The organism is Rhizobium album, assembly GCF_003122325.1.
Lineage (GTDB): Bacteria > Pseudomonadota > Alphaproteobacteria > Rhizobiales > Rhizobiaceae > Metarhizobium > Metarhizobium album.
This window is the reverse complement of record NZ_QFBC01000005.1, coordinates 86,466-106,247: the sequence shown is the minus strand read 5'-3', so window position 1 is coordinate 106,247 and position 19,782 is coordinate 86,466. Positions and strand designations below refer to the sequence as shown.

17 protein-coding genes are annotated in these 19,782 nt (G+C 63.5%); 10 read left to right on the top strand and 7 right to left on the bottom strand.

Features of this window, described 5'->3' with window-relative positions:
• The 4 genes from DEM27_RS13430 (at position 1) to repB (ending at position 5,098) form a co-directional block, all read left to right on the top strand.
• Positions 1 to 1,290 (top strand): dihydrolipoamide acetyltransferase family protein, encoded by a 1,290-nt coding sequence (locus DEM27_RS13430; RefSeq protein WP_109458756.1) that lies wholly within the window; start codon positions 1 to 3, stop codon positions 1,288 to 1,290.
• 3 nt (positions 1,291 to 1,293) lie between these two features.
• On the top strand, positions 1,294 to 2,688 hold the full coding sequence (gene lpdA / locus DEM27_RS13425; protein WP_109458755.1) for a dihydrolipoyl dehydrogenase: 1,395 nt from the start codon (positions 1,294 to 1,296) through the stop codon (positions 2,686 to 2,688).
• A gap of 89 nt (positions 2,689 to 2,777) precedes the next feature.
• Positions 2,778 to 3,998 carry a plasmid partitioning protein RepA gene (gene repA / locus DEM27_RS13420; RefSeq protein ID WP_420028817.1) on the top strand — a complete coding sequence of 407 codons (1,221 nt, stop codon included), beginning with the start codon at positions 2,778 to 2,780 and terminating at the stop codon, positions 3,996 to 3,998.
• An 89-nt stretch (positions 3,999 to 4,087) separates the two neighbouring features.
• Positions 4,088 to 5,098, top strand: a complete 1,011-nt coding sequence (repB, locus tag DEM27_RS13415) for a plasmid partitioning protein RepB (protein ID WP_109458753.1) — start codon at positions 4,088 to 4,090, stop codon at positions 5,096 to 5,098.
• Between the two features lie 211 nt (positions 5,099 to 5,309).
• Here repB and DEM27_RS13410 read toward each other — a convergent pair whose 3' ends face one another.
• A complete protein-coding gene (locus DEM27_RS13410; protein WP_165823422.1) occupies positions 5,310 to 5,882 on the bottom strand; it encodes a TetR/AcrR family transcriptional regulator in 573 nt (190 codons plus the stop codon).
• Between the two features lie 209 nt (positions 5,883 to 6,091).
• On the opposite strand from DEM27_RS13410, the gene DEM27_RS13405 reads away from it, so the two are divergent.
• Positions 6,092 to 9,523 carry an acyl-[ACP]--phospholipid O-acyltransferase gene (locus tag DEM27_RS13405; protein WP_109458751.1) on the top strand — a complete coding sequence of 1,144 codons (3,432 nt, stop codon included), beginning with the start codon at positions 6,092 to 6,094 and terminating at the stop codon, positions 9,521 to 9,523.
• Positions 9,524 to 9,625: 102 nt separating this feature from the next.
• Here the strand turns inward: DEM27_RS13405 and DEM27_RS13400 are convergent, their stop codons facing one another.
• Positions 9,626 to 10,486 (bottom strand): DUF4344 domain-containing metallopeptidase, encoded by an 861-nt coding sequence (locus DEM27_RS13400; RefSeq protein ID WP_109458750.1) that lies wholly within the window; start codon positions 10,484 to 10,486, stop codon positions 9,626 to 9,628.
• 341 nt (positions 10,487 to 10,827) lie between these two features.
• Here DEM27_RS13400 and DEM27_RS13395 point away from each other — a divergent pair, with 341 nt between their 5' ends.
• The gene (locus DEM27_RS13395) at positions 10,828 to 11,220 is read left to right on the top strand and encodes a hypothetical protein (protein ID WP_109458749.1); all 393 of its coding nucleotides are present in this window, start codon (positions 10,828 to 10,830) and stop codon (positions 11,218 to 11,220) included.
• Between the two features lie 20 nt (positions 11,221 to 11,240).
• Here the strand turns inward: DEM27_RS13395 and DEM27_RS13390 are convergent, their stop codons facing one another.
• Positions 11,241 to 11,828: an IMPACT family protein gene (locus DEM27_RS13390; protein WP_109458959.1), complete on the bottom strand. Its 588-nt coding sequence runs from the start codon at positions 11,826 to 11,828 to the stop codon at positions 11,241 to 11,243.
• A 60-nt stretch (positions 11,829 to 11,888) separates the two neighbouring features.
• Positions 11,889 to 13,076, bottom strand: a complete 1,188-nt coding sequence (locus tag DEM27_RS13385; protein WP_109458958.1) for an acyl-CoA dehydrogenase — start codon at positions 13,074 to 13,076, stop codon at positions 11,889 to 11,891.
• A 92-nt stretch (positions 13,077 to 13,168) separates the two neighbouring features.
• Between DEM27_RS13385 and DEM27_RS13380 the strand changes: the two genes are divergently transcribed.
• Positions 13,169 to 14,077, top strand: a complete 909-nt coding sequence (locus DEM27_RS13380) for a LysR family transcriptional regulator (RefSeq protein ID WP_109458748.1) — start codon at positions 13,169 to 13,171, stop codon at positions 14,075 to 14,077.
• 42 nt (positions 14,078 to 14,119) lie between these two features.
• On the opposite strand, the gene DEM27_RS13375 is transcribed toward DEM27_RS13380, so the two are convergent.
• On the bottom strand, positions 14,120 to 14,902 hold the full coding sequence (locus tag DEM27_RS13375; protein ID WP_109458747.1) for an SDR family oxidoreductase: 783 nt from the start codon (positions 14,900 to 14,902) through the stop codon (positions 14,120 to 14,122).
• 81 nt (positions 14,903 to 14,983) lie between these two features.
• On the opposite strand from DEM27_RS13375, the gene DEM27_RS13370 reads away from it, so the two are divergent.
• Positions 14,984 to 15,793 (top strand): phosphate/phosphite/phosphonate ABC transporter substrate-binding protein, encoded by an 810-nt coding sequence (locus DEM27_RS13370; RefSeq protein ID WP_109458746.1) that lies wholly within the window; start codon positions 14,984 to 14,986, stop codon positions 15,791 to 15,793.
• Between the two features lie 6 nt (positions 15,794 to 15,799).
• Here the strand turns inward: DEM27_RS13370 and DEM27_RS13365 are convergent, their stop codons facing one another.
• A complete protein-coding gene (locus DEM27_RS13365; RefSeq protein WP_109458745.1) occupies positions 15,800 to 16,780 on the bottom strand; it encodes a TIM44-like domain-containing protein in 981 nt (326 codons plus the stop codon).
• Between the two features lie 140 nt (positions 16,781 to 16,920).
• Between DEM27_RS13365 and DEM27_RS34005 the strand changes: the two genes are divergently transcribed.
• Positions 16,921 to 17,076 carry a hypothetical protein gene (locus DEM27_RS34005; protein ID WP_165823421.1) on the top strand — a complete coding sequence of 52 codons (156 nt, stop codon included), beginning with the start codon at positions 16,921 to 16,923 and terminating at the stop codon, positions 17,074 to 17,076.
• Positions 17,077 to 17,178: 102 nt separating this feature from the next.
• Entirely contained in the window at positions 17,179 to 18,474 is a 1,296-nt protein-coding gene (locus DEM27_RS13360) for an O-acetylhomoserine aminocarboxypropyltransferase/cysteine synthase family protein (protein ID WP_109458744.1), read from the top strand.
• A gap of 102 nt (positions 18,475 to 18,576) precedes the next feature.
• Here DEM27_RS13360 and DEM27_RS13355 read toward each other — a convergent pair whose 3' ends face one another.
• Complete coding sequence (locus DEM27_RS13355) at positions 18,577 to 19,767, bottom strand: acyl-CoA dehydrogenase family protein (RefSeq protein WP_109458743.1); 1,191 nt, start codon at positions 19,765 to 19,767, stop codon at positions 18,577 to 18,579.
• Positions 19,768 to 19,782 lie beyond the last annotated feature (15 nt).

Here is a 19,782-nt window from a genome sequence, read left to right as displayed (position 1 = left end):
ATGGGTGTGTTTTCGGTCAAATTGCCCGATGTCGGCGAAGGCATTGCCGAGGCCGAGCTTACCGAGTGGCATGTGAAATTGGGCGACATGGTGCGCGAGGACGACTTGCTGGCGGCCGTGATGACCGACAAGGCGACGGTGGAAATTCCCTCCGCCGTCACCGGCAAGGTGATCTGGCTCGGCGCCACGGTCGGCGAAACGGTCGCCATCGGCTCGGACATCGTGCGGATCGAAGTCGAAGGCGAAGACGACAGCGAGTTGGCCGTCGCGGAACAGGCTCCCCCGACCGTGGTCGAGCCGGAGATGGTCCGGCAGCAGGAGCGTGTAAAGCCGGCTCCGGTCGCTGCTGCTTCAGAGAAGGAAGCACCGTCTCCGCTCGGCCGGACATTTGCCGGTGCCGGTCCCAGGCGGCCCGAGGGCGAAAAGCCGCTGGCGCCGCCTTCCGTGCGGCTGCGGGCGCGCGAGGCCGGCATCGATCTTCGCCGGGTGCGCGGCTCCGGGCCGGCGGGCCGGATCACCCATGACGATCTCGACGCCTTTCAGCAACAGGACGACACGGCCCGGCCATCCGCCACGCCGGGGGCCGATCTCTCCGTCACGGAAATCAAGATGGTGGGGCTGCGCCGCAAGATCGCCGAACGCATGGCCGAGGCCAAGGCGCATATTCCCCACATCACCATCGTCGAGGAGGTGGATGTCAGCGCCCTGGAGGACCTGCGGACACGCATGAATGCCGAAGGCGTTGCGGGCCGGCCGAAGCTGACCGTGCTGCCCTTCCTGATCCGCGCCATCGTCAAGGCGGTGAAGGAGCAGCCGGCGCTCAATGCCCATTACGACGACGAGGCGGAAATCATCCGCCAGTTCGGCGGCGTGCATGTCGGCATCGCGTCACAGACGCCGAACGGGCTGCTGGTGCCGGTGATCCGCCATGCCGAGACACTGGGGCTTTATGCCGCCGCTGCCGAACTCGCCCGGGTGGCCGAGGCCTCGCGCAATGGAACGGCCCGGCGCGAGGAGCTTTCCGGATCGACGATCACCATCTCCTCCCTCGGTCCGCTGGGCGCGGTGGCGACCACGCCGATCATCAACAGGCCGGAGGTGGCGATTGTCGGCGTCAACAAGATTGCGGTCAGGCCGCACTGGGACGGGCAACAATTCGTGCCGCGCAAGATGATGAACCTCTCCTCGTCCTTCGATCACCGGGTGATCGACGGCTGGGATGCCGCTATATTCGTCAAGCGATTGAAAACGTTGATGGAAATGCCTGCAATGATGTTCGTGGGGGGCTGAGCGATGAAAGATATCATCTGCAAGGTGGCGGTGATCGGCGGTGGCCCCGGCGGCTATGTCGCGGCGATCCGGGCCGGGCAGCTCGGGCTCGATACCGTGCTGGTCGAGAAGAAGATGCCGGGTGGCACCTGCCTGACGGTCGGCTGCATTCCGTCCAAGGCGCTGATCCATGCGGCCGACGAATTTTCAAGGTTGCGGCATTTTGCCGATGGCGGCGCCATGGGGATCACCGCGTCCGATCCGGCAATCGATCTGCGCCGCACCGTCGAATGGAAGGACGGCATCGTTTCGCGCCTCACATCCGGCGTTTCCGGATTGCTGAAAAAGGCCAGGGTGAAAATCGTGTTCGGCACGGCGCGGTTTCTCGACGGCAAGACCCTCGCCGCCGAGACGGACATGGGCGAACAGATCATCCGCGCCGAAAACGTCATCATCGCCACCGGCTCCGTGCCGGTCGAGCTGCCGACCTTGCCGTTCGGCGGCCGGGTGCTGTCGTCCACCGAAGCCCTGGCGCTGACGGCGGTGCCGAAGACGCTGGCCGTCGTCGGTGGCGGTTACATCGGGCTGGAGATCGGCATGGCTTATGCCAAGCTCGGTGCATCCGTGACGGTGGTCGAGGCGGCAGCACAGATCTTGCCGCTCTACGATGCCGAGCTGGTGCGCCCCGTAACGAAGCGGCTGCAGGAGCTGGGTGCGCGCGTGCTCACCGGGGCGGCCGCCAGGGGATTGGCGCCGGATGGCGAGGGACTGGTGGTGCGCCGGGCTGATGGCACGGATGAGACGATTGCCGCCGAGCGGGTGCTCGTGACGGTCGGTCGGCGGCCGCTGACCGAGGGGTTCGGCCTCGACGAAATCCGCCTCGACATGGCCGGGCGCTTCATCCGCATCGACGAGCGGTGCCGCACGTCGATGCGCGGCGTCTACGCCATCGGCGATGTAACGGGCGAACCGATGCTGGCGCACCGGGCCATGGCCCAGGGCGAAATGGTGGCAGAGATCATCGCCGGCCTCCGGCGCGGCTGGGATAAACGCTGCATCCCTGCCGTCTGTTTTACCGATCCGGAGATCGTGTCGGTCGGCCGCACAGCGGAGGAGGCACGGGCCGCGGGGCTGGAGGTCAAGACCGGCAGCTTTCCGTTCCAGGGGAATGGCCGCGCCATGACCATGGGTCGGGACGACGGTTTCATCCGCGTGGTCTGTGAGGCCGACAGCCATCTGGTTCTCGGCATCCAGGCAGTCGGTGCCGGGATCTCGGAGCTTTCGACGGCTTTTGCCCAGGCGATCGAAATGGGGGCGAGGCTGGAGGATATCGCCGGAACGGTCCATGCCCACCCGACGCTGGGCGAAGCCTTGCATGAGGCAAGCCTGCGCATTCTGGGGCACTCTCTGCATATCTGACAGAGGCAGCAGCCGGTATCATTGCGTTTTCATCTTGTCACGGTAATGATCTCCGATAACGGAAATAACCGTGATCAGGGAGAATGAGCGTGAGCAATCGCAGGCATCTGGACAATCTTCCTTCGGTCGATGAGACCATCGGCCAGCATGCGTCGATCCTGAGTTCGCAACTTCAGGCGATGAGCGAGGCGTTTTTCCCGCCGACGTCGCACAAGACCCTACGCCGTTTCACCTCTGGAGAGGCGGCCCGGCTCATGGGGATTTCCGACTCGACGCTGCGCAAGATGGCGCTGGCCGGCGAGGGGCCGGAGCCGACCACCAGTCCAGCCGGCCGCCGCTTCTACAGCCTGCCGCAGATCAACGAAATCCGCCGGCGACTGGCGAGCACGGCGCGGGGCCGGGAGGCTTACGACTTCGTCCCGCGGCGCGGCGCGGGTGATCACCTGCAGGTGCTGGCGGTGACGAACTTCAAGGGCGGCTCCGGCAAGACCACGACGTCGGCGCACCTGGCGCAATATCTCGCCCTTCGCGGCTATCGCGTCTTGGCGATCGACCTTGATCCGCAGGCCAGCCTTTCGGCGCTCTTCGGCGTGCTGCCGGAAACCGACCTCGCCAGCAACGAAACGCTTTACGCCGCGATCCGTTATGACGATCAACGGCGACCGCTGCGCGAGGTGGTGCGGCAGACCTATTTCGATGGTCTCGACCTGGTACCGGGCAATCTGGAGCTGATGGAGTTCGAGCACACCACGCCGCGGGCGCTTGCCACCGGCGATGGCAAGGGCGGCGAGATTTTTTTTACGCGCATCGCGGCGGCCATCGATGACGTTGCCGATCAATACGACGTCGTCGTCATCGATTGCCCGCCGCAGCTGGGCTACCTGACGCTGAGCGGCCTGTGCGCCTCGACGGGCATGATCATCACCATCCATCCGCAGATGATGGACATCGCCTCGATGAGCCAGTTCCTGCTGATGACGAAAGACCTTCTTTCCGTCGTCCGCGAGGCGGGCGGCACGCTGCATTACGATTTCGTCCGCTACCTCATTACCCGCTTCGAGCCGCAGGATGCGCCGCAGACGAAAGTGGTCGCCCTGCTGCGCAATCTCTTCGGCGATGCCGTGTTGCTCAACCCGATGGTGAAGTCGGCAGCGGTCTCCGATGCCGGGCTGACCAAGCAGACGCTGTATGAAATCGGCAGGGAAAGCATGACCCGATCGACCTATGATCGCGCCCTGGAAGCGCTGGATGCTGTGCATGGTGAAATCGAAGGCTTGATCCGCGCCGCTTGGGGACGTACTTCTCGTTAGGATCGACGCGCCGTGCGTTGGGAGCTCCCAACAGTGCGGTGCAAGCCCGACATGATGTTGTGGGTAACGGTTACGACGAGGATTCTGATATGAGCCGGAAAGACACCGTCAATTCGCTTTTCATGATGAAGTTGGGATCTCCCAACCCGACGCCGCCGGAGAAGGAGCGCGAGCGCGTCCGTACCGGCGCCGTCTCCGCCATGGGCGCGTCGCTGCAGGAGCTGACGGAAGGCGCCCGTGCTGCAAGCAAGCTCAAGGAGCAGATTGCCAGCGGTATGGTCGTCGTCGACCTCGATCCGGCCATGGTCGACGGCTCGATGGTCAACGACCGGCTGATCATCGATGTCGATCCGGATTTCCAGGAGCTTGTCGCCAGCATTCGCGAGAGCGGCCAGCAGGTTCCCATCCTGGTGCGGCCGCATCCGGAAAATGCGGAGCGCTATCAGGTGGCTTACGGCCACCGCCGCCTGCGCGCCGCGCAGCATCTCGGCATTCCGGTCAAGGCGGTGGTTCAGCCGCTCAGCGACAACGAGCTGGTGATCGCCCAGGGTAAGGAAAATCTCGACCGCAAGGATCTCTCCTACATCGAGAAGGCGCTGTTCGCGCGCCGTCTGGAGGAAAAGGGTTTCGATCGCGTGACGATCATGGCCGCCCTTTCCACTGACAAGGCGGACCTGAGCCGTTATATCGCCGTGGCGCGGATGATCCCCGAAAGCCTGCTGAACCAGATCGGGCCTGCCCCCAAGGCCGGCCGCGCCCGCTGGTTGGCGATGGCCGATCGGCTGACAGTGGCGGATGCCATGGACAATGCCGAGGCACTGACCGGCCAGCGCGATTTCCTGATGGCCGATAGCGATGGCCGTTTCGTCAAGCTGTTCGACGCCCTGGCGCCGGCCACTGCCTCGAACGCCTCGAATGACCGCGATATTGTGATCAACGGCACCGTGAAGGCGGCCCGTCTGGAGGCGCGGCGCGCCCAGACATCGCTGGTGTTCAACAACAAGATCGTGCCGGAATTCGGGGAATATGTTGCGGCGCAGCTGGATCAGCTTTATCTTCAGTTCCTGAAAGCGAATCGCAAGGACAAGGGGCGCAACTGAGAGCCCGCTCTTCCTCCGAGGTCACGGGCCGCTTTGCTCTGCAGGGGTAAAATCGAAGCGATGATGTCGGCAGGCAGGGAATACCCTGTGACACAAGCTAACCCGCTGTTTGCTTTAACAACGATCGAAAAACGATTTCTATAATTATGGTTAGCAAATCGTTAAAATGCGTCGGAAAACGCGGAATGGGCATTTCCTCCATGGGGTGCCGTCATAGGCTGCCGCTCGGGGGTGTCTGCCGCAGACCGGCGGCCAGGGCCAGGATCACGAGCCGCAACTGACCGCGCAAACTTGCCTCGTCGACGCGGCCAAGCCGATCCTCGATGCTCAACGAAACGATGCCGTGGACGGCGGAATAGATGGTGCGGGCCAACGCGGCAGCCTGGGCCGGGGTCAGTTTCGGGTCGAGTTCCAGCAGCGGTTCCTCGATCATGGCGAACAGGCGGTAGTGATCGTCACGGTGCCAATCGGGCAGGGACCTGCCATCCGGCAGCCGGTGCTCGAACAGCGCGCTCCAGGCATTGCGCTCGCCCAGCGCAAAATCGAGATAGGCATCCGCCATGCCGCAAAGCCGCTGCTCCACCGGCAAATTTCTCGCACTCTCGCGAAGGTCGGCGAGGATCGAGCCGAAGCGGGAGAGCACCCGCGAATTGACTGCCAGCACCAGATCGTCGAAATCGGAAAAGCGTGTATAGATGGAGCCGCCCGAACATCCCGCCCCGCGCGCGATCGACCGGGTGGAAACGGCAGCCAGGCCGTTTTCGGCGATCTGTCGTTCTGTCACGTCAAGGATCCGTTGCGTGAGCTCTTCTTTCTGTTCGGCGGAAATCGGCATGGAGGTTCCCTGGGGCACGGCATCGATTTTATTTTGAGCAATGATCAAAAATGAGATTGATCAGCGTTCAAATTCATTCTATCTTAAAATGAACGATGTTCAAGTTCAATTGTCGAGCCGGTCGAAGTTGGCGGCTCCCAACCGGGGATGGAGTTACGATGCAAGAGCAACAGAAAGCCGGGCCGCTGATCCTGTCGCGGCGTTTTGCGCCGCTGTTCTGGACGCAGTTCTTCGCTGCCTTTAACGACAATTTCCTGAAGAACACGCTGGTCTTCCTCATCCTGGCGAAAATGTCGGCCTCCGAGGCGGCCTCGCTGGTGACGCTGGCCGGCGCCATCTTCATCGCTCCCTTCCTGCTGCTCTCCGCGCTTGGCGGCGAACTGGCCGACCGTTTCGACAAGGCGGTCGTCGCCCGCTGGCTGAAGCTCGGCGAAATCGCCGCAGCCGCCATCGCGGTCGGCGCCATCGCCTTTCATTCGATCGAGGGCATGATGGCGGCGCTGTTCCTGTTCGGCGTCGGATCGGCGCTGTTCGGGCCGATCAAATATGCCATCCTTCCCGATCATCTCGACCGCGAACAACTGCCGGCGGCGAATGCCTGGATCGAGGGCGCGACGTTCATCGCCATCCTCTCGGGCACGATCTTTGCCGGCATCTCCTTTGCCAGCGGCGGCGATCACCCGGCGATCTTCGGGCCGCTGATCATCGGTTTTGCCGCCATCGCCTGGGGCGCGAGCTGCCTGATCCCGCGCACCGGCAGCGCGGCTCCGGACCTCCGCATCGATGCCAACATCGTTCGTTCCACTTGGCGGCTGACGCGGGAGATTTGTGGTGAGCGGCGCATGCTGGTCACCTCGCTGATGGTCTCGTGGTTCTGGCTGATGGGCGCAATCGTGCTCTCCATCCTGCCGCCGCTGGTCAAGACGCTGGGCGGCAGCGAGATCGCCATCACCGCCTACCTCACCATCTTCGCGGTTTCGATCGCCATCGGCTCCTCCATCGCCGCCTGGCTTTCGGCCGGCCGCATCGTGCTGCTGCAGGCGGTGATCGGCACCATTCTCTTCGGCCTGGTCGCCGTCGATCTCGGCATCGTCATCTCCGGCCTGACACCGGCCGCCACCGTTGCGCCCGATCTTTCCAGCTTCTTCGGTTCTCCCGGCACGATCCGCGTCGCCGTCGACCTGGCGCTCGCCGCCGTCACCGGCGCCTTCCTGATCGTGCCGAGCTTTGCCGCGCTGCAGGCCTGGGCGAAGCCGGAGCAGCGTGCCCGTGCCGTCGCCGCCAACAACGTGCTGAATGCCGTCTTCATGGCAGTCGGCGGTGTCGCGGTCGCAGCCATCCAGGCGGCCGGCGCGCCGCTGTGGCTCATCACTGTCGGCCTCGGCGTCGCATCCCTGGTGGCGGCCGGCCTGATGCTGCGGTTCCTGCCGACCGATCCCTTCCGCGATTTCATCTCTATCCTGATGCGCGCCTTCTTCCGCCTGGAAGTCGACGGCATCGAGAACCTGGCAAAAGCCGGCCCGACGCCGATCCTGGCGCTGAATCATGTCTCCTTCCTCGATGCCGCGCTGGCGCTGGCGCTCTCGGATGCCCAGGGCATGCGCCAGCCGGTCTTCGCCATCAACACCGACATCGCCCAGCGCTGGTGGGTGCGACCGTTCCTGAAACTCGCCAACGCCTTCCCGCTCGACCCGACCCGGCCGATGGCCACCCGCTCGCTGATCCGCGCGGTGGAAGGCGGCGAGCCGCTGGTCATCTTCCCCGAAGGCCGCCTGACGGTGACCGGCAGCCTGATGAAGGTCTATGACGGTGCGGCGATGGTGGCAGACAAGACCGGCTCGATGATCGTGCCGATCAAGATCGACGGCCTGGAGCGCACCATCTTTTCGCGTCTCAGCTCCTTCCACACCCGCAAACAGCTTTTCCCCAAGGTGCGCGTCACCATCATCGAGCCGGTTAAACTCTCCGTTTCGCCCGAGCTCAAGGGCCGCAAGCGCCGGCAGGCCGCCGCCGCCGCCCTCTACCGCATCATGTCGGGCCTCGTCTTCGCCACCAGCGGCAAGACCGGCACCATTCTGGAAGAGATCATCAAGGCCGGCCATACCTACGGCATGAAGCGCAACGCGCTCGAAGATCCGCTGACCGGCCGGCTCTCCTATGCGACGATGCTCACCGGCGCGCGGGTTCTGGCGGCGAAATTCGACCGCATGTTCTCCGGCGAAGAAACGATCGGCCTGCTGCTGCCGAATGCCAATGGCGCGGTCGTCAGCCTGCTCGGCCTCGTCTCCGCAGGCAAGGTGCCGGCCATGATGAATTTTACCGCCGGCCTCGCCAATCTGCGCGCCGCCTGCACCGCCGCCGAGATCCGCACCATCCTGACATCGCGGGCCTTCATCAAGCAGGCACGGCTCGAAGCGGTGATCGATGGCCTGACGGAAAGCGGCACGCGTATCGTTTACCTCGATGACCTGCGGGGAACCGTTTCCAAGCTCGACAAGATCCGCGGCCTGATCGGCCGGTCGCGGCCGTTGACGGCGCGGCAGACCACCGACCGTGCGGCGATCCTGTTTACCTCCGGTTCAGAGGGAACGCCAAAAGGCGTGGTGCTGACCCATGCCAACATTCTCGCCAACGTTTCGCAGGCCGCGGCGCGTGTCGATTTCCACAATGGCGACAAGGTGTTCAACGTCCTGCCGGTGTTCCATTCCTTCGGCCTGACGGCCGGCACCATCCTGCCGCTCGCCAGCGGCGTGCCGGTCTATCTTTATCCGTCGCCGCTGCACTACCGGATCATTCCGGAGGCGATCTATTCCAGCAATGCGACGATCATCTTCGGCACCGATACGTTCCTTGCCGGTTATGCCCGCTCCGCCCATCCCTACGACCTGCGCTCGATCCGCTACTGCTTTGCCGGCGCCGAACCGGTGAAGCGCTCGACCCGCGAAACCTACATGGACAAGTTCGGCATCCGTATCCTGGAAGGCTACGGCGTCACGGAGGCAGCCCCCGTTATCGCCCTCAACACGCCGATGTACAACCGGCCGGGAACGGTCGGAAAATTGATGCCGGGCATCACGGCGCGGCTGGAACCGGTGCCGGGTGTCGATGAGGGCGGCCGCCTGTTCGTCAGCGGTCCGAATGTCATGGCCGGTTACCTGCGGACGGAAAATCCCGGCGTGCTGGAAGTCCCGGCCGATGGCTGGCACGATACCGGCGATATCGTCACCATCGACGAGGACGGTTTCGTCACCATCCGCGGCCGCGCCAAGCGGTTTGCCAAGATCGGCGGAGAGATGGTGTCGCTGGCGGCGATCGAGGCGCTGGCGGGCGAAGTCTGGCCGGGCATCCCGGTGGGCGTGGTTGCCGTCGCCGATGCCAAGAAGGGCGAACGCCTGGTGATGGTGATCGACAATCCCAAGGCGAGCCGCGCAGACCTGCTCGCCCATGCCCGGGCCAAGGGGGTGAGCGAACTGGCCATCCCCGGCGAGATCCTGCAGGGCAGCGTGCCGCTGCTCGGTTCCGGCAAGACGGATTTCGCCGGTCTCAAGACCTATGTGGACAGGCGCCTCGCCGAGCGGCAGGCGAGTTAAAACAAAGGCCGGAGCGAACCTCGCCGCTCCGGCCTTTTTCTGTTGCGGTGGAGATCACCCTCGGCATCTGCGGCGTGACGGTGGCCTCGCGTAAAGCTGCAATTATTCTCTCGCGCTACCGGCATCACGGACGTCGCCCGCATCGCCGACTTCCTGCTGGAAGGTGCCGGCCATGGCCTGGGTATACCACTGGGACAGTTCGTAGCAGTAGGTCAGTTCCCGGTCGTCCGCCGACCAGTAGGCATTGGCATCGCCGCATTCGGAAGCCGTCAGCTTGATGCCGTCCTTGAGCTTGTACATGGCGGCGACCTGCTGGACGATTTCCAGCATGCTGGAAACCTTGACCAGTTCGGCATAGTCGGAAAGGTTCTTGTCCTTGGGGTTCTGGTAGCTGACGGTGAAGCCCGGTTCCTTGCCGGTCTTGCGAACGTGCTTTTCCAGCAGGCCGAACCAACTGGCATGCGCCTTTGTGTAGTCGTCGGCGCATTCCTCGCGCCGATCGTCCGGCATCTCCAGATCGTTGGCCACCTTGCGGAATTTCTCCGCGTTCTTGCCGACCATCATGCAGACCATGTGATAGGCGCGCTGCCGATCGAGGGAATGGGTGTCCCAGAGATCGGGCTCCTCGCCGGCCTCGTAGGACATTTTCCAGCCCTCGACGCTGTCGGCGAGCGCCTTGTCGAACACGGCATCGTCCATCTCCAGCAGGATCAGCGTCGAAAGGGTATCGGCGGCATCCTCCTCCCGGCCGAGCACCGGCAGGTCGAATTCCGAGATCAGCATGTGCCCCATTTCGTGAAACAGGAAGAAGAGGCCGTTGTCGAAGGCGAACTCGACCGTCGTTTCCATCTGGCTTTCGGTCAGCCCGCTGACATCATCCTCGAAGGTCGTGGTTTCGGCGGAAGCGGCAGTGGTCGCGAGCAAAGCGGTGGCGGCGATGAAGGCGAGCTTCAGGCGGTTCATGGTCGGATCCCTCGGGGCGAAAAATGCGCTCCGGTATCCTTAGGCGTTGTCTTGCTAATTGCCGGTAAATTCCCAAGTAATTTTCAGGATATATACTTATTTTATATTAAAGATATGTTTGAAATGATTTATATACCATGGCGCGGCGGTCTTTCGATGTGGCGCGGATCGTCGTTCGCCTGCATTCCGAGTTTAGATTTTATTGGGCCTCCCTGCCTTTTCTGCGGGCGGGCGGGCGGCCGGAAACGCTGCCTGCAAGGAACATTTGCCGCCGGGCGCCGTTTCCAATCCGGACGCCTTCTTCATTGCAATCCGGCAAACCGGCGTCCGGAGGTGATAGCATGGCACAATATATCGACGAGCGTGGCGATGTGGTTTCGACCGCGCAAACCAACAGGCGAGAAGAATTGACGCCGGTCGAGGCGCGCCAGGGCCTGCTGGGCCGGCCGGTTCTCATGGTGCTGATTGGTGGCCTGATCCTTGCCTTTCTGGCCTGGGGCGGCGCGGAAATGTGGGGCGGAAGCCAGGACCGCGATTCCGCCGCGCCAACCACGACGACGACATCCACGACGGACAATACCGTCGCCAACCAGCCGAGCGGCAGCGGTACGTTCGACAACAACACGCCGGCCGGCGAACCGCAGCAGACCGTTCCCACCGACCGGGATCCGACGCCTGAAAGCAGCACCGGCGGCGCATCGCAGCAGGTCACGCCGGATGGCACGCAGCAGTAATGCGTGGCTTACCGTCGATGTCAGTCGCCCAGGCGAAGTTGCACCTGTCCACGGGTCAGGTCTTTGATCATCGCCTGGATGGGCGCTGCCCATTCCAGCGCGATACGAATGGAGATATCCGCGCCGCTTGCGGTAAACTCCTCCGACAGCACCTGAACATGCGGCAAGGCGGCAAGCCTCGCCTGCAGCAGCGCAAGATCGGAAAAGCCGCAGGCGATGGTTCCGGTGACGGTGGTGATCTGCTCCACCTTGGCGGCATTGCGCAGGCATGAGGCGGCGGTGCCGCCATAAGCACGGATAAGCCCGCCGCTGCCCAGCAGAATGCCGCCGAACCAGCGCGTCACGACGGCTGCGACACCATCCAGCGACTGGCCGTCGATGGCCTGCAGGATCGGTTTGCCGGCCGTACCACGCGGCTCGCCGTCATCGCTGAAGCGGTAGGCCTGACCGAGGCGCCATGCCCAGCAATTGTGATTGGCGGCGATATCGGAATGGTCGGCGAGGAAACGTTTGGCGTCTTCCTCGCTGGAAATGGGACCGCAGATCGCCAGAAACCGACTCTTCTTGATGTCCTGTTCAAAAGTGGCAGTTTCGGTCAGGGTGAACATCGGCGCTTCCATTCGCCGATGTTCATAAGATGAGGGCGTTGCTGTTGCCAAGCCCGGCGATCAAAAGAATGCCTGGATACCCGTCTGCGCCCGGCCGAGAATGAGCGCGTGCACGTCGTGGGTGCCCTCGTAGGTGTTGACCGTCTCCAGGTTCTGGGCGTGGCGCATGACGCCGTATTCGATCTGGATGCCGTTGCCGCCATGCATGTCGCGGGCCTGGCGGGCGATATCGAGCGCCTTGCCGCAATTGTTGCGCTTGACGATGGAGATCATCTCCGGAGCGAACTTGTGTTCGTCCATCAGGCGGCCGACGCGCAGCGAGGCCTGCAGGCCGAGGGTGATTTCCGTCTGCATATCGGCCAGTTTCTTCTGGAAGAGCTGGGTGCCGGCCAGCGGCTTGCCGAACTGCTTGCGGTCGAGGCCATATTGCCGGGCGCGGTGCCAGCAATCTTCCGCCGCCCCGAGAACACCCCAGGAAATACCGTAACGGGCGCGGTTGAGGCAGCCGAACGGGCCCTTGAGGCCGGAGACATTCGGCAGCAGCGCATCTTCACCGACTTCGACGCCATCCATGACGATTTCGCCTGTTATCGATGCCCGCAGCGAAAGCTTGCCGCCGATCTTCGGTGCCGAAAGACCCTTCATGCCCTTTTCGAGGATGAAGCCGCGGATCTGGTTGTCGTGGGCAGCCGATTTCGCCCAGACGACAAAGACGTCGGCGATCGGCGCATTGGAGATCCACATCTTCGAACCGCGCAGGCGGTAACCGCCGTCGATCTTCTCGGCGCGGGTGAGCATGCCGCCCGGATCGGAACCTGCATCCGGCTCGGTCAGGCCGAAGCAGCCGATCAACTCGCCGGAAATCAGGCCGGGCAGGTATTTCTGCCGCTGCTCTTCCGAGCCGTAGGCCTGGATCGGATAGATGACCAGCGAGGACTGTACGCTCATCATCGAGCGATAGCCGGAATCGATGCGCTCGACTTCACGGGCAACCAGGCCGTAGGCGACGTAACCGGCACCGGCGGCACCGTATTGTGCCGGCGCGGTGATGCCGAGCAGGCCCGTTTCCCCCATCAGGCGGAACAGGCCGGCATCGGTCTTCTCATCCAGATAGGCATCGTGAATGCGCGGCAGAAGTTCCGCCTGCGCAAAACCGGCCGCGGTGTCGCGGATCATGCGCTCTTCTTCGGTCAGCTGATCTTCGATCAGGAAAGGATCGCTCCAGGAAAATTCCACACGCTCTGTCATCATCGCCTCCAAGGTTGAGCATGAAATAGCGCCGACGCCCTTGTCACGCAATCCACGTTTACGCATCGATCTATTCCATCTAGTAATAGCGGATGATCGGTATACCACGAAAACTCCTGCCTTCGAGCAGTGCGCTGGCGGCCTTCGATGCGGTGGCGCGGCTGGGCAGTTTTTCGGCCGCCGCCAACGAGCTTTCGCTGACGCAAGGCGCGATCAGCCGGCAGGTGGCGGGCCTGGAGGAACAACTGGGCACACGGCTTTTCGAGCGCAACAGCCGCGGCGTGTTTCTGACGCCGGTCGGCACGGCCTATGCGGAAAGCATCGGCCCGGCGCTGCGGATGATCCGCCAGGCCTCGTTGCAGGCGATGACGAAAACCCAGGCAAACAGCCTGCATCTTGCCATCCTGCCGATGTTCGGCACGCGCTGGCTGATGCCGCGCATTCCGCGTTTCGTCGCCCGCTATCCGCATGTCACGCTGAACTTTGCGACACGCATCGGCCATTTCGATTTCGAGCGTGAGGCGATCGATGCCGCGATCCATATCGGCCAGCCGGACTGGCCCGGCGCGGTATCGACTTTTCTCATGGATGAGTTCGTCGTGCCCGTCTGCAGCCCGGCTTTTTTCGCGCAGCACACGATCGAGGCGCCGGAGGATCTTTTCGGCCTGCCGCTGTTCCACATGGCATCGCGGCCGGGCGCCTGGGATCACTGGTTCGGCAGCCTGGGCCTGAAGCCGGCCTCCGGCCGCGGCATGTGGTTCGAGCAATTCTCGAATGTCTCGCAGGCCTGCATCGCCGGCCTCGGCATCGCGCTGATGCCGCAATTCATGATCCGTTCGGAGCTGGAGAGCGGCCAGTTGCTGATCGCGGTGCCGCATGCCGTGAAAAGCCCCAGCGCCTATTACATTGTGGCGCCGCATGCGCGCATGTCTCACGCGCCGGTGGCGGCGTTCATTTCATGGATATTGGAAGAAGTGGCGGCTGAAAGTCCCGCGGCGTAAACGGCCGGCGAGGCCGGCTTGGTAAACCGCCGCTGACACAGTCTATCGCAACAGGCCCTGGCCGCCGTCCACCCAGATAGGGCTGCCGGTCACGTGGCGGGAGGCATCGCATGCCAGGAAGGCCACCACGTCGGCAACGTCCTCGCTCCTGCCGGCCTCGCCGCGGGTGATCGGAATGTCGCCTTCGGGCCAGACGACCGGAATTTCCGTTTCCCTCTGGCCGCGTTGACTGGTGCTTTCGGGAATGTTGGTCTCGATGAGACCCGGGCAGACGGCGTTGACGCGGATCCGGAATTTCCCAAGCTCCAGCGCCAGCTGCTGGACCATCGCCACCTGCGCCGCCTTGGTGGCGGTATAGGCGGTGGCGCCCGGCGTCGAGAAGGTGCGGGTGCCGTTGATCGAGGAGACCACGATGATGGAGCCGCCGCCCGCCGCCTTGAGGTGCGGCACGCCGTAGTGAAGCGTCAGGTAGGTGCCGCGGAGGTTGACTGAGATGGTCTTGTCCCATTCGGCGGGGCGAAGGTCGTCGATCGGCGCCCAGACGCCGTTGATTCCGGCATTGGCGACGATGATGTCCAGCCGCCCGAAACGCGCCACGAGACTTTCGATGGCGGCCGACATTTCCGCCTCGTCGGCAATGTCGGCCGTGATCGGCAAACCTTCGCCGCCCAGATGGCCGATCTCTGCGCAGGTCTGTTCGATGTCGGCGGTCGTACGGCTCAGTACCCCCAGCTTTGCGCCCTCGCTGGCCAGTGCCAGCGCCGTCGCCTTGCCGATGCCGGAGCCGCCGCCGGTTACCAGTGCCACCTTGCCGGTCAATCTCATCCGCGGCTCCCCTGTCGTGTCGGACCGTGATATCAACATCGCGCCTTTCGAAAAGTTCCGCCCTTTTATCCCGGTTGCCTCATGCGTCTTGCCAGCCTCTCCATGTATGTCGGTCCGCCACAAGTCGCTCGGGCACAGGAAGAGTTTTGGGCCTTTCTGCATGATTGGCTGAAACAGGCAGGCGTTGCGGAGGTGCCGGAACAGCTCGACGGGTCGGTCGCTTATAATGCTGCATGGTCTGATCCGCGGCTGCTTCTGGCGCAGACCTGCGGTTACCCCTACGCAAAATCGCTGCGCGGCATCGTCCGTCTCGTCGCGACGCCGGTCTATGATCGGCCCGGCTGCGACGGACCCTCGATGTGCAGCCTGCTGATCGCCCGCCGCAGCGAAACGGGTGCTATGCTTGCGGATTTTCGGGGCAGGATTGCCGCGCTCAACGCTTATGACAGCAATACCGGCGCCAATCTTTTCCGCGCTGCGGTGGCGCCTTTGGCCCATGGGACGCGGTTTTTCGCATCGGTGGTCGAGACGGGCAGCCATGCGGCCAGCATCGATGCCGTCGCGGCCGGTCAGGCAGATGTCGCGGCGATCGATTGCGTCACCTACGGCAACTTCGCGACCCATGCGCCGGAGCGCGTCTCCGGCCTCAGGATCATCGGGGAAACGCCGAAAGGGCCAGGCCTGCCCTTCGTCACACGCACGTCGGCTTCCGATGCGGAGGTGGAGATCTTGCGGCAGGCGCTTGCCGCCGCCATCGCGTCACCGGTCCTTGCACCGGCGCGCGCTGCCCTTGCGCTCAAAAGTTTCGCCATCCTCGGCGATGCGGCTTATCAGGGGCTCCTGGACATGGAAAAGGCTGCGGAAGCCGCAGCCTATCCCGTCATCGCTTAATGTCGGTCAGGCCGACTGGATAGCCGACAGCAGCCAGTCACCGCCGCTCTTGCGGACGAATGTCCAGAGCTCGACCGTCTCGCTCGGGTTGACGGCATCGCCATCGACGACCTTGCCGGTGGTGCGATCGACCAGCGCATCGATGCTGGAATAGCGCATGGCGAGCGTCGCATACTCGACCGGACCTTCGCGCCAGGCTTCGGAAATGTCGCCCTGCAGCAGCTTGACGTCCGATACCGTGTTGCGCACGCCGTTGGTGGCGTTGTCGCCGAGTTCTTCCGCCAGGTAAGACATGGCTTCCGGCGTCGAAAGACGGCGCAGCGTCGGATAATCTTCCCGCCCGTAGGCCGACTGGATTTCAGACAGCAGTGCTTCGAAGCGGTCGAGATCGGCCGGCGACAGCTGAATATCCTGCGTCACCGGTTTGGTGGTGCGGGCCGTGGCTGCCGTACCGGACCCCATGCTCGGGATCTGGAAGCCCGGCTTGTTGCCGCCCGCACCAGCGTAAGCTTCCCGCTGCATGTTGCCGCCGGCGGCATAGGCCGATGATTGGCGACGGTTGGCGAGGAAGCGCATCAAGAGCATGCCGAGGCCGACGATCAGGGCGATCTGCAGCAGCATGCCGAGGAAACCCATCATGCCGCCGAAGCCGCCGCCGAGCAGCATGCCGAACAGGCCGCCGAGCAGCAGGCCGCCGAAAAGCGTCCTGCCGAAACCGCCGAAGAGGCCGGGGCGTTGTGCCTGCTGCTGGCCGGCATTGCGTTGCGGCTGGGCGGAATTCTGCTGAGTCATGGTGCGGTTGATCGGCGAGGCGTCGGACGGCGCGGTGCGGGTGACCGAAGGCGTATCGAACGTCCGGCTGCCACGGCTGCCGAAGCCGCCGCTTGCCCGCCGCGCCTCGGCCACATCGATGGCGGCGAGCGACAGGGCAAGGCCGATCGCAAGCGCTGCGACCAGGCCGGAATAACGCGAAAGACGACGTAACATTCAGTTCTCCTCACGCGCGATGATGATGCGGCGCGTGCACTCCATATAGTGAGCGCTGCGCAGAATATAAGAGATTTACCGTTATCCGGCGGGCGTTTGGCGGCGGAAGCGGGTTAAATCCGGAGGATTTTGGGGAGATCATGCAAAAAATTCAGGCATGTCGCCGCTGGAAAAAGCGGCTTTTGCCGCCTTTCCAGCGGGATTCTTCTCCGCTTCGGGAAATCTTTTCCTTGCCATCGCGCTACGGCAACAACTATTTCAAACAGGCCGCAAAGATCGCAACAATCGTCCCATGAAAAGCCGGTGATATCGATAAGATGGCGCCCGAGAGGTGGGGCGGAACGCGGTGCGGAGTGTCCTACGCGAATTTTCATTCTGTCTATTTGGGGAGTATTCATATGACTGAAGCAAACCTTCGTCCCGAAACGCTGGCGCTCCACGCCGGCTGGCGAGCCGATGAGGCGACCGGCGCCGTTGCCGTGCCGATCTACCAGACGACCTCGTTCCAGTTCCGCGACGCCGAACATGCCGCCAATCTCTTCGCGCTGAAGGAACTCGGCAACATCTACACGCGTATCGGCAACCCGACCGTCGACGTGCTGGAAAAGCGCCTGGCCGCCATCGAAGGCGGTGTCGCGGCACTCGCCCTTGCCTCCGGGCAGGCGGCATCGACCCTGGCGATCCAGAACCTGGCACGCGCCGGCGATAACGTCGTCACCTCGACCAATCTTTATGGCGGCACCTGGAACCTCTTCGCCAACACGCTGAAGGAACAGGGCATCGAAGTTCGCTTCGTCGATCCGGTCGATCCGGAAGGTTTCCGCCGCGCCACCGACGACAAGACCCGCGCCTATTATGCCGAGACCCTGCCGAACCCGAAGCTCGCCGTCTTCCCGATCGCCGAAGTGGCCGCCATCGGCCGTGAATTCGGCATTCCGCTGATCGTCGACAACACCGCAGCGCCGATCCTGACGCGTCCGCTGGACCATGGCGCGGCCATCGTCGTCTATTCGGCAACAAAATATATCGGCGGCCACGGCACCTCGATCGGCGGCGTCATCATCGACGGCGGCAATTTCGACTGGGAGAAGCACAAGGAGCGCCAGCCGGCGCTGAACACACCGGACCCGAGCTATCACGGCGCCGTCTGGTCCGAAGCCGTCAAGCCGCTCGGCCCGGTCGCCTACATCATCAAGGCCCGCGTCACGCTCTTGCGCGACCTCGGTGCAGCGCTTTCGCCGTTCAACGCCTTCCAGCTGATCCAGGGCCTGGAAACACTGCCGCTGCGCATCGAGCGTCACTCCTCGAATGCCACGGCCGTGGCCAAGTTCCTCTCCGAGCAGTCGGACGTGGTGAGTGTCATCCATCCGTCGCAGCAAAGCGGCATCGACCGCGAGCGTGCCGAAAAATACCTCAAGGGCGGTTTCGGCGGCCTGGTCGGCTTTGAACTCAAGGGCGGCCTGGAAGCCGGCCGCAAGTTCATCGACGCGCTGAAGCTGTTCTACCACGTTGCCAACATCGGGGACGCCCGCAGCCTGGCGATCCATCCGGCCACCACCACCCACTCGCAGCTGTCCGAAGCCGAACAGGCTGCCAGCGGCGTATCGGCCGGTTACATCCGCCTGTCGATCGGCATCGAGCACATCGACGACATCCTCGCCGACCTGAAGCAGGCGCTGGACGCAGCCCGCTGAGACCAGACCGGATAAACTGAAGCGACCCCGGCCGTCATGGCCGGGGTCGTCTTGTTTGTAGGGTTTTCAGTTGCAGTGCCTGCCTTGGGTGTCAGGCAGACGTCAGGCCGGGCTGCCCGGAGCGATCGAGGCGCTGCTCAGTTGTGTCGTGCCCAGTTCGCGGTGAATCCGGCGCAGGGGCTCATCGGCCATATGGGTGCGGATGTTGCGCCAGTGGCGATCGAAATTCAGGCCGATCTTCGTGGCGGCGGGGCCGGCGAGTTCGAACAGGGCGTCCACCACATCAAGCGCGGTCCGGCTGGCCGTCGCTCTGGCGGCGGCAGCGGAAACGACGGCTTGCGCGATCTGGGCGTCATTGCCGTTGACCTGGGCGAAATCGATCTTCTTGCCGGCCCGCTCTAGCATGGCGGTTGCAGCCTCGAGGGCGACGACGATCTGGCCGATGCGGGAATGCGCCAGCGGGTCGCCGACGATGTCGGTTGCCGACTTGCTCCTGAGAAAGCCGAGAAGATCGGCAAAGGCGGCGCGGGCGATGCCGAGATCGATGCTGGCATGAATGATCTGGCCGATGGAGGCGATGGTCGAATGCGGCTCGGCGGTCTTGTCGCGCACCACGGAGTCTGCGTTGACATAGACGTTCTGCAGCACGGTCGTGCCGCTGGCGGCGGTGCGCTGGCCAAAACCATCCCAGTCGTCGATGACCTGCAGGCCGTCCGCTTTTCGCGACAGAAGGGCGAAGACGGGTTTTTCCTGGAGATCGAGCGCCGAGACGACGACCCAATCGGAGAAGAGCACGCCGGTCGAATAATATTTGCGGCTGTTGATGCGATGGCCGATGCCCTCGGAGGTGAGGCGGGTCGGCTGCCCGTTCTCCGCCCGCGGCTGTTCGACGATGGCGCCGGCGAAAAGATCGCCGGCCAGCGCCCGCGCATAGAAGAATTTCTTCTGTTCCTCCGTTCCCGCCAGGCGCAACGCCTCGATGAACTGGAAATGGCTCTGCGGCACCTCGGCAATAGCACTGTCGGCTTCCGCAAGGATGGCGATGACATCGGCGAGAACGGCATTGGAAACATCGATGCCGTCATATTCGCTCGGCAGCGTGATCCCCAGAAGTCCGGATTGTGCCAGAAGGTCCAGTTCCGCGTAGGGCAGGACGCGGTTGATATCCCGGTCGCTTGCCCCTGGCGCAAATTCGCCGGCAAGAGTGCGGGCGATATCAAGGGCTTCCTCCTCGCTGGCGATACGGTGCGCGACTGGCCGTGTCCGGTCGTGAAGATGCGATACGGTTCCCATGGGCCAACTCCAGTG

Bases quoted from the DNA above. Each gene is read 5' to 3' on its own strand.
- DEM27_RS34005 (WP_165823421.1), top strand. From the start codon at position 16,921: ATGCAAAAAATTCAGGCATGTCGCCGCTGGAAAAAGCGGCTTTTGCCG.
- lpdA (WP_109458755.1), top strand. From the start codon at position 1,294: ATGAAAGATATCATCTGCAAGGTGGCGGTGATCGGCGGTGGCCCCGGC.
- DEM27_RS13365 (WP_109458745.1), bottom strand. From the start codon at position 16,780: ATGTTACGTCGTCTTTCGCGTTATTCCGGCCTGGTCGCAGCGCTTGCG.
- repB (WP_109458753.1), top strand. From the start codon at position 4,088: ATGAGCCGGAAAGACACCGTCAATTCGCTTTTCATGATGAAGTTGGGA.
- DEM27_RS13370 (WP_109458746.1), top strand. From the start codon at position 14,984: ATGCGTCTTGCCAGCCTCTCCATGTATGTCGGTCCGCCACAAGTCGCT.
- DEM27_RS13430 (WP_109458756.1), top strand. From the start codon at position 1: ATGGGTGTGTTTTCGGTCAAATTGCCCGATGTCGGCGAAGGCATTGCC.
- DEM27_RS13355 (WP_109458743.1), bottom strand. From the start codon at position 19,767: ATGGGAACCGTATCGCATCTTCACGACCGGACACGGCCAGTCGCGCAC.
- DEM27_RS13380 (WP_109458748.1), top strand. From the start codon at position 13,169: ATGATCGGTATACCACGAAAACTCCTGCCTTCGAGCAGTGCGCTGGCG.
- DEM27_RS13405 (WP_109458751.1), top strand. From the start codon at position 6,092: ATGCAAGAGCAACAGAAAGCCGGGCCGCTGATCCTGTCGCGGCGTTTT.
- DEM27_RS13375 (WP_109458747.1), bottom strand. From the start codon at position 14,902: ATGAGATTGACCGGCAAGGTGGCACTGGTAACCGGCGGCGGCTCCGGC.
- DEM27_RS13395 (WP_109458749.1), top strand. From the start codon at position 10,828: ATGGCACAATATATCGACGAGCGTGGCGATGTGGTTTCGACCGCGCAA.
- DEM27_RS13360 (WP_109458744.1), top strand. From the start codon at position 17,179: ATGACTGAAGCAAACCTTCGTCCCGAAACGCTGGCGCTCCACGCCGGC.
- DEM27_RS13400 (WP_109458750.1), bottom strand. From the start codon at position 10,486: ATGAACCGCCTGAAGCTCGCCTTCATCGCCGCCACCGCTTTGCTCGCG.
- DEM27_RS13390 (WP_109458959.1), bottom strand. From the start codon at position 11,828: ATGTTCACCCTGACCGAAACTGCCACTTTTGAACAGGACATCAAGAAG.
- DEM27_RS13385 (WP_109458958.1), bottom strand. From the start codon at position 13,076: ATGACAGAGCGTGTGGAATTTTCCTGGAGCGATCCTTTCCTGATCGAA.